Origin of the sequence: Peribacillus sp. FSL K6-1552, from assembly GCF_038005205.1 — a bacterium.
Taxonomy (GTDB): domain Bacteria; phylum Bacillota; class Bacilli; order Bacillales; family DSM-1321; genus Peribacillus; species Peribacillus butanolivorans.
The window spans coordinates 1139344-1151521 of sequence record NZ_JBBOST010000001.1 but is presented as its reverse complement, the minus strand read 5'-3'; the positions used below and the strand labels follow the sequence as shown (position 1 = coordinate 1151521).

The following is a 12178-nucleotide window of genomic DNA, read 5'->3' as shown; positions in this document are numbered from 1 at the left end:
TTTCATTTCCTCCTTTTTTAGTTAGCTCAATATCTCTTTTGCAATGACGACACGTTGTATTTGATTTGTACCTTCGTAAATTTGCATGATTTTGGCATCACGGAAATACTTCTCAACTGGATATTCCCGAATGAATCCGTAACCTCCGTGAATTTGCACCGCATCTTCGGCTACTTTCATTGCGGTATCAGCAGCGAAACATTTAGCGAAAGAAGCATGCTTCGCTGAAGGCGTACCCTGTTCCAAGAGAAAGACAGACTTATGAACCAATAACCTTGATGCTTCAATGGTCATCGCCATATCAGCCAGCATGAATTGGATGGATTGGAAATTAGCGATTGGCTTTTTAAATTGTTTTCTTTCCTTCGCATAATTTAAAGCGCCTTCATATGCTCCCTGTGCAATTCCTACCGCCTGGGCTCCAACCATCGGCCTCGCAAAAGAAAGGGCTTTCATAAAAATCTTAAAACCTTTTCCTTCTTCTCCAATTCGATTTTCAAGGGGTACAAAAACATCATCGAAGATAACCGAAGCTGTGTTAGAAGCTCTAAGCCCCATTTTCTTTTCCTTTTCACCAACCGTAATACCTTCAGAATCTCTTTCGACAACTAAAGCCGTAAAAGAATTTTCCCCGTTTTCAAGCGTCTGTTTGGCGAGTACTACATAGAAATGAGCATAACTTGCGTTGGTGATAAAACACTTTTCCCCATTTAATATGTAACCGCCATCTTTTCTTACAATAGTTGATGACATGCCAGATACATCACTGCCCGCGCCCGGTTCTGTTAAGGCAAAAGAAGCATATTGCCCTTCTTCGGTTAAACGTTTCAAATATTTTTGCTTAAGTGATTCATCCCCACCAACTAAAATTGGATAAGATGAAAGCGAATTAGCTTCCAATGAAGTTGCTATGCCAGCACAGCCTCTCGCTATTTCTTCCACGATTAAGGCATGTGATAATTTATCAATTCCAGGACCTCCGTATTCCTCAGGAATAGATAGATTGAATAGTCCACATTCCCTCAACTTGTCCATGATTTCTACCGGAAAAGCCTCTCTTTCGTCGTACTCTCTTGCTAGTGGAATGATTTCAGCATTCACTACATCCCTTGCCATCGAAACAATCGCTTGCTGATCATCTGTTAAGTTGAAATCCATAGGTGCCCTCCTAATTGACTGAATTTTTATTTTATTATCTAATAATTGTCATTATATCTCCATATATTAACCAGTTATAGGTACATAGCGTACTAAACGGATCCCTTTAATTCGTACGTTTTGTACCAATCGAGATCCAGAGTGTAAACCAACTGTGTATCATACCCTCAGTTTGAATAACCCTCATTTTATATTTGAGAAGCCGCTTTCCCATTTATCCAATGATCATAATTCAGCCTGACTAATACGTTGTACTAGGAAATATATAAATATACTCTCTTACTAACTCTTATTTGGAGAACCATTACCTGATAAAATTAATATATATATATCTTTTCCTAATTGGCAGTTACATCTTAGAATAAAAACCCTTCGAGAAGAACCATACCGAAGGAAAGTTCGCTTATCACTTGTTCTTTCCCTCATTAGTTCTTCCCATTTAATAGATAAGTATTTTTTCTCCACTTCCAAAACAGGTTAATTTTTATGTTAAGATTATTTTAGGCAAATTTTATGAAAGTAAAAGACGCAAAGCCACGGGCCTAAACCAACAATTTAGTTGTCATGGCAGCCGGGTTGCCAAGATATATCTTGATTAGATTAATTAATTATTTATTTCTTGCCCCCTTTTTAATTTGCCTAAAATTAGATAAAAGAGGGTTTTATATGTTTTTTCCTACTATTTATTCAGCTAATACAGATGAGAGACACATAGTTAAAGACAAATATACTTGTGCATGCGGCGCAAGATATAATGTATTCACTATGTTAACCAGAAGGGATCTTAGAAAGATTAGCTTCAAGCATTATAAAGAAGTAACATGTCCCGAATGTAAATCAAGCATTATTTATAAAGAATAGTTTCTGGTCTTTCTTTTGAGTAGACTTGCTTGCTCTTTCTTGGATCATTGACCTAAATTCTATTCACCCTATCATTTCGATACAGAAGCGCTCACACGTAGCTTTTTCCTCTGCACTGGCTTTCTTTCCTTCTTTCTTCTAAAGCTTGCTTGAGTCCCACCATATATCATGTAAGATGAAGAGAGAAAGCTTGTGCAAGTAAACAAAAGGCTTCTTAAATCTTATAAACTCTTCTATTACTAATGGAATCGCAGATAAAATTTTTCAAAAAAAAAGCCCCCTTCAAGGCCTTTTATCATTGATTATGAGGAGGACACATTTTGTTAGTCTATAACTGGCTGGATTGATATAAATCATGAAGTTTATAAGCAATCATCAGATTTAATCGCGTTTCTGCGTCTTCTAGATCCATGTCTAGAATGTCACGAATTCTTTCCAACCTGTAGCGCAGAGTACTGCGGTGTATGAAAAGTACATCCATGGTATTTTTCAGATTTCCGTTATTAAATAAATAGGCTCTTAGCGTATTCATAAGATCTGCTCCACTTCCCTTTGCATATTCCATCAACGGAGCTAAATACTTTTTCAGAAATAAATCAGCAAGTGCAGGGTCTTTCAGGTTATTTAAAAGAGAATACGAACCCAATTCATCAAATATAGCTAGACCATTTTTCGGGAAGCCATTTCGACTAACATTATAAGCATGCATGGCCTGTTTGTAGGCATAATAATAATCCTCCAGCTTATCCGTCGCCCCTCCCACTCCCATATAAATCGTCAAGGAAAGCTTTTTGAAAATCGGTTGCTCTCTAAGATATTGATATAACTCTCCCCAATAAGAGGAAGCCAGGTCTTTTTCTCTTTCTACTGGAATCATGAGAATCATCATATCATCTCTTTTAGTCACGATGATTTCTTTGTATTTAAGATACAGCTGTTCTTTCATATGATCCCATTCCGAGGCTTTTTCTGCTTCTCTCTCGATCAGGTTCGAATGGGCAAGTAAAGATTCCTCTTCCAGTTTTAATGCAGCAATCCGGTGTGGCCGATATAAATCTATGTTCATTAGCGTCGCGTATTCCACTATTTTAGCCTTATCCTCTATCTTCTCTTCAAACAGTTTAGTTATATAACTGTCCTTCACCTGCTCTTTAGTTTCTATGATCAGTTTTTGTTTGATGAACTGAATGGCATATACATTTAGCGCATGTCCAATTGTTAAATTCGTAACCTCATCCACAGCATTCTTATTTGTGATGATCGCTAAATAGCCTAATAATTCCCCACTTCCTATTACAGGCCAAAAACCAATCGCAGTAGAATCCTTTTTAAAATCTCCGAGCCATATTCCCCGTTTTTCCTTACTGATTTTCGCTTTCTCTTTCTCAATAAGACTATATATATCGGGAAGTGAATATTCATCCTCGTTTTCTAGATGAATAGAGATGTACCTGAAGAATCTATCAAAAAGAATGATTGAACAGGACAACAACCCGCTGAGGGTATCCGTGATGACATCAAAATCTTCCCCGTACAATGTCTCTTTGACCAGTTCCTGCTGATATCCCATAATCTTTTGTAACCGCTGCTTTAAATGAATTTCATTTAAATATAATCTAGCGTTTTCAAATAATGCGGCCACATGGTTTGATAAAAATTTTAGAAGCTCAAGGTCCCCCACTGTGAATGCGCCCATTGCCTTATTGGCTAAATGAATCATTCCCACAGTCTTAAGATTAACCACCAACGGAACCGACAACTGAAAGCCACCCGATTTTTCAAAAAATGGAAAGTATGTACTTAATTCATTCTCTCCTATAACCCTAATATTTTCTTCCAGTTTAGGAGAGCCTATCAAAGGGCTTTGCAAATAAAAACAGTTTTCCGATTCATCGAACAAATAGATGGAGGCGTCCTCCGCCATCGTACCTTGGCATGATAGCTCTAGCACCTTTTGCACTAACTCTTCCATCGATGAACCCGGGGTCACATTTTCATTGACCCATCTTATGCTGCTTAACTTTCGTTTCTCAAATTCCTTCTCCTTTGCAAGCTGCATAGCAACTGCGACATCTTTTCCAAATTCAACAAAAATTTGCTCAACTTCAGAAATTAAAGGAACGAAATTATGAAAACCAATAATACAGAACCCATAGCTGATTCCATCATCTTTTAAAGGTACGGTAAACCAGGTTGAAATTCTTTCATTTTTCATTAACTTATAAAATTTGCAATTGAGGCTGCTTTCTTCTTTTCTAATATCCCATCCTTCTTCGAGAATCTCCGGAGAGCATTCACTTAGGTGAATTGGAAAGGAATCTGCAAAATGCGGCGAACCTCCTTTCCAGACTTTTGGATATAAGATATCATCTTCTCTTAAAACGATTGCCACGAAATCCCATGAAAACTCCAGTTGAAATGATTCTACCGTAAAATCTAATGTTTCTTGAATTGTATCGAATTTCACTAAATTTCTTGCAGTCAATCTTAAATGCGTTTCAATTTTTTCTACTAATTTCGTTCTCTTCTCACTTTTATTCATAGGAGCATCCCCTGTTCTTATCCATTGTTGAAGAATAACCCACAGTAAATACAGAAAAATCAGTATATTAATAGTAACATATCGCAAAAGGTAAACAGAAGTCTTTGGAAATTCAAACATTTAAACCCAATGATTCATACCTCACCAAAGTCGAAAAAATGCCCTAGATCCCCCCCTATACCCCTTATCGATACATTTCACTTAAAGTATTTCTTCCCCTTCTGTGAGACATCCAGACTTTTTGTCTCAAAAGTAAAAAGCTAATCAATGAATAGCCCATATTTAGTTGTTTCTATTATCCATAGATAGAATGAATAAGCCATGCTATAATTTATTGCGTTAAAAAAGCAAATTAAAACACATATATAATGAAAAAAGGAGTGTTTCTTTGAATACATCTATATTAAAACAGGAGTGGTTCGGCAACGTTCGCGGAGATGTTCTTTCCGGTATTGTCGTGGCACTGGCACTGATTCCTGAGGCGATTGCCTTTTCCATTATTGCCGGGGTCGACCCAATGGTAGGGTTATATGCCTCTTTCTGTATCGCCATCGTCATCTCTTTTGTCGGCGGAAGACCAGGTATGATTTCAGCCGCTACTGGGGCAATGGCGCTAGTCATGGTTGATCTTGTAAAAGATCATGGCTTGAACTATTTACTTGCAGCAACAATTTTAACTGGTATACTGCAAGTTTTACTAGGGGTCTTCAAAATTGGAAAGTTAATGAAGTTTATCCCGAAGCCTGTTATGACTGGTTTTGTGAATTCTCTAGCCATTTTGATTTTCACGGCCCAACTTACTCATTTCGTGGGTGAAACGTGGATTATGTATGTCATGACGGCAGTTTCACTTGCAATCATCTATCTTTTTCCACGCATCACCAAAATCATTCCTTCACCACTGGTCGCTATCATATTCATGACTATTGTAGCAGTTACAACAGGGGCCACTGTGCGTACTGTTGGGGATATGGGGCAATTGACCGAGGCTCTTCCAATGTTCATGCTTCCAGATATTCCTTTTACATTTGAAACATTGGCTATCATTTTTCCTTATTCCATAGCACTTGCATTTGTCGGGTTGCTTGAATCATTATTGACGGCTCAAATTGTCGATGAGATGACCGATACAGATAGCAACAAAAATAGGGAAGCCAAAGGCCAGGGCATTGCGAATATTATCGCCGGGTGTTTCGGCGGTATGGCAGGATGCGCAATGATTGGTCAATCTGGAATTAACATTAAGTCTGGCGGCAGAGGTCGGCTTTCAACATTTGTTGCCGGGGCTTTTTTGATGGTTTTAATCGTGATACTGAATGACGTCCTTATTAAAATTCCAATGGCAGCCCTTGTTGCAGTCATGATTATGGTTTCAATAGGAACATTCGACTGGTCTTCCTTGAAGAGGATCGGACTAGCTCCTAAGACGGATGCAGCTGTAATGATTGTAACTGTCATCATTGTTCTTTATACGCATGATTTATCAAAAGGCGTATTTGCCGGCGTTCTCTTGAGCATGATTTTCTTCTCGGCTAAAATTTCTAAAGTGTCGGTTGAAAAAACAGAGGACATTCAGGCTAAGAAAATTATTTATCGTATAACCGGACAATTATTTTTCGCCTCGGTTCAGGACTTTGTTTCCAAGTTCGATGTAAATGAAAAGGCTGATTCCATCACCATTGATTTTTCCCATTCAAAAATATGGGATGCTTCTGCAGTCGGCGCAGTTGATAAGGTTGTCCTTAAATATCGGCTACATGGTAAATCTGTTCAGGTGCTTGGTCTCGATCATGAAAGTTCCCAATTGCTTGAAAAGCTCGCCACTTATGATAGTAAAATATCTTAAGTTTAAATTTTGCTGAATAGAAACTTTTTAAACCGACAAAATAGATAACATGAAATATATCTAGATGGAAGGAGCAAAAAGTATGATATCCGAGCAGGATTATACGGCAGCAAACCTGTCACAAGATTTACTGAATGAACTAAAAAGCTTTGAAAGCAAGCTAGGCCAGGACGCAAATAAAGAACTAATTGTTATCGCCTATGAAAAAGAGAAGGAAGCTTTGAATTAAAAAAAAGACTCAAACGTCATTTAAATGGCTTGTTTGAGTCCTTTTTTATAGACATGATTGAAATTTGTTGACCCTCACAATATTACATAAAAAGGGTGCTCGAAGTTTTCAGAGCACCCTTTTCACCTCTTTATTTACTGAATATGTCCGTTAAAACCGGCACGATTTGTTTTTTACGTGATACAACGCCCTCTAAGACGGCAATGTTGTTGCTCAATGTAACGTTATAAGCTTTTTCAACTGCTTCCGTTGATTTCCCAAGAGCCAAGGCAACAGAATCATTTGTTAATATATCCGTTACAACGAATAAGAATAAATCTAATTCTTTCGTAGCAATAACAGCTTCAATAGCTGCTTCTAATTCAGCTTGTTTTGCAAGAACTTCGTTCGGATCCACAGCATTGACTTGAGCAATCTCCACTTTCGCAGTTCCCATAGAGAATTCTTTTGCATCAAGAGTAATTAGCTGGGCAATTGTTTTGTCGCTCAGGTCAGCGCCTGCTTTTAACATTTCTAAGCCATATGTTTCAGCATTTACTCCGGCAATCTCCGCTAATTCCATTGCTGCTGCAACATCTTGCTCTGTGCAGGTTGGAGATTTGAACAATAAAGAATCGGAAATGATGGCAGATAGCATTAGACCTGCGATTGCTTTAGGCACTTCAATACCGTTTTCTTTATAGATTTTATTTAAAATAGTTGCCGTGCAGCCAACTGGTTCTGCGCGGTAATATAAAGGATCGCTTGTTTCAAAGTTAGCGATACGGTGGTGGTCGATAACTTCTAAAACACGGACTTGGTCAATGTCTTCAGCACTTTGCTGGCGTTCGTTGTGATCGACTAAAATTACACCATCCGCTTCCCCTGCCACTTTTTCTACAAGACGAGGAGCTTCGAATTTGAATTGGTCTAATGCATATTGAGTTTCACCATTCACTTCACCAAGACGAACAGGTTCAGCATTGATACCTAGTTGTTTTTTCAGATCCGCATAAGCGATAGCTGAACAAATTGTGTCTGTATCTGGGTTTTTATGTCCAAAAACTAATACTTTTTCCAAGATTATTTCTCCTTTTTAATAAAAATTTTTCCGGGAACCCCATCATTACAATAAGGGAGAGCCACCTTTACTATACACTTTATTTTAACATAAAATCACTTACATTCAGCGTTTGAATTTCCCATTTTTCTATTAATTCTTTCACTCTTTTCCCCTCTCTCCTCACTTTGTCAATAGATAAGGATTGGTTTTTATCAAATATATTAGTTGAATTATCGTCTCATATGGATTACGATAATATAAGCAGAAATACTAGATATTGATATTAAAAACCACACACATAACTATATATAGAATTATTTGTAATCCAAGGTGCCAGTGATGGCTGAAAAGGGAATCCGGTGTAAACCCGGAACTGTCCCCGCAACTGTAAATGTGACGAAATGAGAAAACCACTGTATAGCTCTTTATACGGGAAGAACTCAAAGTAGGATGATCATGAGTCAGGAGACCTGCCTGGATTTTTCACGTTTCTTATTCTTCGGGGATTGAGATGATGAAACGATAGTATAATGGCTATTTTTTCATGGCTCTTTTATTCTATCGTTTGATCCGCTCAATTTATTGGGCGGATTTTTTTATTTAACGGAAGTTTACAAGGAGGATTATTCATGACTCAAACATATAACTCTACTATAGTGAAAAATGACACAGAAACAAGTTCTATCCAGCTCGAGATGTTATCCAAGGAATTCGAAGGCCGGCTAGATATGGAAAAGTTCAAAAAGCGTTTTACAAAATGGCTAGATCGTAAAAGTGACTCAACAGAAGAACAAACTTCAAAAAAACTGATCCAGCTTGCTCTCGAAAGTGTAGACATAGATGCTCCAGATTGGACGTTTGTTGCTGCGGCAGAACTTTTGAATACGATGTACAGGGATGCACAAGCGAATCGCGGTTATGAGAACGTGAGCTACGGACCGTTCTATGAATTAATCGCAGGACTCTCTCAACAGCAAGAGGGGGAACGCTACCCGATTTATAAACCCGAACTACTCGACTCTTACTCCAAAGAAGAAATTGAAGAATTAGGCTTAGTGATCGATCCGGAAAAAGATAAACTATTTTCTTATATCGGCATCTACTTATTAAACGACCGCTACCTAGCCCGTCCGAAAAAAGACAAGGTCTACGAACTGCCTCAGGAGCGCTTCATGATCATCGCTATGGAAATTATGAGAATGGAAAAAACAGAACACCGCCTGCAACTTGTCAAAGAGGCATACTGGGCGATGTCCAATCTGTATATGACCGTCGCGACACCTACCCTATCAAACGCAGGAAAAACTCACGGTCAGTTAAGTTCATGCTTTATTGACGCGATTGAAGATTCTATTGATGGCATTTATCTATCCAACTACGATGCCGCTAAAGTATCTAAATTCGGCGGTGGTGTAGGACTTTATGTCGGTAAAATCCGCTCACTTGGTTCTGATATCCGTGGTTTTTCTGGAAACAGTTCAGGCACAACCCCTTGGATCCGTTTGTTTAACCAGACTGCTGTCAGCGTCGATCAATTGGGCCAGCGTAAAGGAGCAATCGCGATTTATTTGGATGCCTGGCATAAAGATATCATGAGTTTCCTTGACTTAAAGACACAAAACGGTGATGACCGGTTGAAAGCTCATGATATTTTTACAGGTGTATGTATTCCTGATCTGTTCATGGAAGCCGTACGCGATCGGAAAGAATGGTATCTTTTCGACCCACATACCGTAAAGCAAACCCTTGGATTCTCACTCGAAGATTTTTATGACGAGAAAAAAGGCGAAGGAAGCTTCAGAAATCATTACGCTCAAGCTGTGGAGGCTGCGGAAAATGGCACACTTCCTAGCTATAGCTTTGAAAAAATCAACGCGATGGACATTATGAAAAGCATTATGATTTCTCAGCTAGAAGAAGGCGTACCCTATATGTTCTACCGTGATGAAGTGAACCGTAAGAATCCTAATAAACATAAAGGAATGATTTATTGTTCCAACCTTTGCACAGAGATTGCTCAAAACTTAAGCCCTTCAACGATCACGGATGAATACGAAACTGAAGATGGCGATGTAGTTGTAGTTCGTAAAAGCGGCGATTTCGTTGTATGTAACCTTTCTTCCATTAACCTGCCTCGCGCGGTAAGTAGCGATGTATTAGAAAGATTGATTCCGATTCAGATCCGCATGCTCGATAACGTCATTGATGTGAACAATCTTCCGGTCAAGCAAGCATCCATCTCAAACAAGCGTTACAGGGCAATTGGCTTAGGAACATTTGGATGGCATCATTTACTTGCCACCCAGAATATATATTGGGAATCAGATGAGGCCGTTCAATATGCTGATACTTTATACGAAAAAATTGCTTACTTAACAATCAAAGCGTCCAATGAATTGGCTAAGGAAAAAGGAACGTATCCATATTTTGAAGGATCTGATTGGCAAACAGGCCAATATTTCGAACTTCGTGACTATACTGATGAAAAATGGATGGATTTAAAAGAAAATGTGCAGCTACACGGTACCCGTAATGGATATTTAATGGCCATTGCACCTAATTCATCAACGGCTAAAATCGGTAACTCCACTGATGGAATCGATCCCTTATATGAAATTGAATTTTATGAAGAAAAGAAAAACTTCAAATTCAAAGTGACAGCACCCGGATTGACGCCTAATACGTATGAATATTATAAAAAAACACGATTTAACTTGGACCAACTGGAAAGCATCAGACAAAATGCAGCCCGTCAGCGTCATATTGACCAAGCTATCAGCTTTAACCTGTATGTCCACAACACAATCAAGGCTAAAGTTCTATTGGATATCCATTTAACAGCATGGGAAAGCGGATTAAAATCAACATATTATGTTCGTTCCACTTCATCTGAATATGATAATGCCTGCGAAAGTTGCTCAAGTTAACGATCAAATCAGTAATCTATTTTTAAAGGAGTTTTACGAATGACCAATCATATCAAAAAAATCCGGATGCTCGAACCTACGCATCCAACTAAAGCAACGGGCGTATTCAAAGGGGAAGCTTCAGGCTTTCTTCTTTGGAACGATATTCAGTATGAAAAATTCTATGATACGTATACACAACTCATCAATAACTTTTGGAAGCCTTCGAGCGTGAACATGATTCAGGATAAAAAGCAGTGGGGCGAATTAGATGAAGATATCCAGGATGCTTTCCTTGATATCCTTACGATGATTGCAGGAATGGACAGCCTTCAAACGCCGACTTTAGTGGAAATCCTTCGTTACATCAAAGACCCGGCAGCAAAAGCGATCCTGGCCAACATGGCCCAGCAGGAATCTATTCATAATGAATCTTATTCCTATATCCTTGCTTCCTTGATTCCGGTAGGCAAGCAAAAACAACTTTTCGACCGCATTAAAGAACACCCGGAAGTGATAAAGCGGAATCAACCGATTGTGGATGCCTATCAAACGTTTGTGGACGATCCTAGTCCTCAACACTTATTTGAAGCACTCATCCATTCCACGAACCTCGAAGGTATTTATTTCTACCTGGCATTCGCCTTCTATTACAACTTAGGGCGTCAAAACCTAATGACTGGTTCGGCTACAATGATTTCCTATATACATCGCGATGAAATGGTTCACTTCGATTTCATTGGAATGCTCGTACAAATCTTGATGTATGAATACCCGGAGTTAAATAATGAAGAAAACACGAAGTTCATCTATACAACGATTGAAAGAGCAGTTGAACTTGAAAAAGAATGGTCTGAGTATATGCTTGAGGATATCCAAACCAAAGCAGATATAGACTTGGAAGAATTCAACGAGTACATCGAATACATCGCCAACAAACGACTGCGTATGCTAGGACTTGAAAACTTGTATCAAGAGTATAGTGAGAACCCGATGCCATGGATTAAAACATTCGACGACGAATCTATTGGCCTCACCAAAACTGATTTCTTTGAACAAAAATCAAGAACATACAGTCAAGTAAATGCTAGCAATGGGTTCGATGAGCTATAAAATTGCAATTGTTTATCATTCGGCCGGCGGCAATACAAAAGCACTAGCTGAAGCCCTTGCTTCCCTATTGCCAGAAGCAGAACTTTTTCGAACTAGCGAATTTGATACTGGTATATTGCCAGAATACGATGCATTGATCATCGGTACCTATACATGGGGTAATGGAGAGCTTCCTGCCAAAACAGCTGCCTTTTATGCGGAACTAGAGCAATTACCGATTTCTCATCTAAAGACAGGCGTCTTCGGGACAGGAGAAACCAATTACAATCATTTTTGCGGAGCGGTCGATCATTTTCGGGACATGCTATTTGCAAAGAGCCAGTTATTGGTGACTTTAAAAATCGAACAAATGTATCAAGAATCAGACTTGCCAAGACTTCAAAAGTTCGCCTCTTTATTTAGGAACTGAATGAAAGGGATATGCGATTATGCATATCCCTTTCATTCGTTAATTAGTAAAAAACAGAATCCTGATTATGAA

Annotated in this window: 8 protein-coding genes and 2 riboswitches; of the genes, 5 read left to right on the top strand and 3 right to left on the bottom strand. The window is 38.7% G+C overall.

Annotated features, from left to right (window positions below):
* Positions 1–21: 21 nt before the first annotated feature.
* Together NST21_RS05565 and NST21_RS05560 are read right to left on the bottom strand one after the other, a co-directional pair.
* The gene (locus tag NST21_RS05565; RefSeq protein WP_340888166.1) at positions 22–1158 is read right to left on the bottom strand and encodes an acyl-CoA dehydrogenase family protein; all 1137 of its coding nucleotides are present in this window, start codon (positions 1156–1158) and stop codon (positions 22–24) included.
* Between the two features lie 493 nt (positions 1159–1651).
* A riboswitch (cyclic di-GMP riboswitch) is annotated at positions 1652–1742 on the top strand.
* A gap of 605 nt (positions 1743–2347) precedes the next feature.
* On the bottom strand, positions 2348–4561 hold the full coding sequence (locus tag NST21_RS05560; protein ID WP_340888164.1) for a helix-turn-helix domain-containing protein: 2214 nt from the start codon (positions 4559–4561) through the stop codon (positions 2348–2350).
* A 388-nt stretch (positions 4562–4949) separates the two neighbouring features.
* On the opposite strand from NST21_RS05560, the gene NST21_RS05555 reads away from it, so the two are divergent.
* Together NST21_RS05555 and NST21_RS05550 are read left to right on the top strand one after the other, a co-directional pair.
* Entirely contained in the window at positions 4950–6407 is a 1458-nt protein-coding gene (locus NST21_RS05555) for a SulP family inorganic anion transporter (RefSeq protein WP_340888163.1), read from the top strand.
* 82 nt (positions 6408–6489) lie between these two features.
* Entirely contained in the window at positions 6490–6636 is a 147-nt protein-coding gene (locus NST21_RS05550) for a hypothetical protein (RefSeq protein WP_157444088.1), read from the top strand.
* A 130-nt stretch (positions 6637–6766) separates the two neighbouring features.
* Here NST21_RS05550 and NST21_RS05545 read toward each other — a convergent pair whose 3' ends face one another.
* On the bottom strand, positions 6767–7696 hold the full coding sequence (locus NST21_RS05545) for a manganese-dependent inorganic pyrophosphatase (protein ID WP_201182190.1): 930 nt from the start codon (positions 7694–7696) through the stop codon (positions 6767–6769).
* A gap of 293 nt (positions 7697–7989) precedes the next feature.
* A riboswitch (cobalamin riboswitch) is annotated at positions 7990–8170 on the top strand.
* Positions 8171–8307: 137 nt separating this feature from the next.
* Between NST21_RS05545 and NST21_RS05540 the strand changes: the two genes are divergently transcribed.
* From NST21_RS05540 to NST21_RS05530, 3 genes are read left to right on the top strand one after another with little or no spacing between them, the layout of a single operon-like run.
* Entirely contained in the window at positions 8308–10605 is a 2298-nt protein-coding gene (locus NST21_RS05540) for a ribonucleoside-diphosphate reductase subunit alpha (RefSeq protein ID WP_340888161.1), read from the top strand.
* Positions 10606–10644: 39 nt separating this feature from the next.
* Positions 10645–11697 carry a ribonucleotide-diphosphate reductase subunit beta gene (locus NST21_RS05535; protein ID WP_340888160.1) on the top strand — a complete coding sequence of 351 codons (1053 nt, stop codon included), beginning with the start codon at positions 10645–10647 and terminating at the stop codon, positions 11695–11697.
* Complete coding sequence (locus tag NST21_RS05530) at positions 11687–12106, top strand: flavodoxin domain-containing protein (RefSeq protein WP_201221862.1); 420 nt, start codon at positions 11687–11689, stop codon at positions 12104–12106. Before NST21_RS05535 ends, NST21_RS05530 begins: the two co-directional genes overlap by 11 nt.
* Positions 12107–12178 lie beyond the last annotated feature (72 nt).

Coding starts and splice junctions, on each gene's coding strand:
- NST21_RS05565 (WP_340888166.1), bottom strand. CDS start 1,158: ATGGATTTCAACTTAACAGATGATCAGCAAGCGATTGTTTCGATGGCA.
- NST21_RS05560 (WP_340888164.1), bottom strand. CDS start 4,561: ATGAATAAAAGTGAGAAGAGAACGAAATTAGTAGAAAAAATTGAAACG.
- NST21_RS05540 (WP_340888161.1), top strand. CDS start 8,308: ATGACTCAAACATATAACTCTACTATAGTGAAAAATGACACAGAAACA.
- NST21_RS05535 (WP_340888160.1), top strand. CDS start 10,645: ATGACCAATCATATCAAAAAAATCCGGATGCTCGAACCTACGCATCCA.
- NST21_RS05530 (WP_201221862.1), top strand. CDS start 11,687: ATGAGCTATAAAATTGCAATTGTTTATCATTCGGCCGGCGGCAATACA.
- NST21_RS05550 (WP_157444088.1), top strand. CDS start 6,490: ATGATATCCGAGCAGGATTATACGGCAGCAAACCTGTCACAAGATTTA.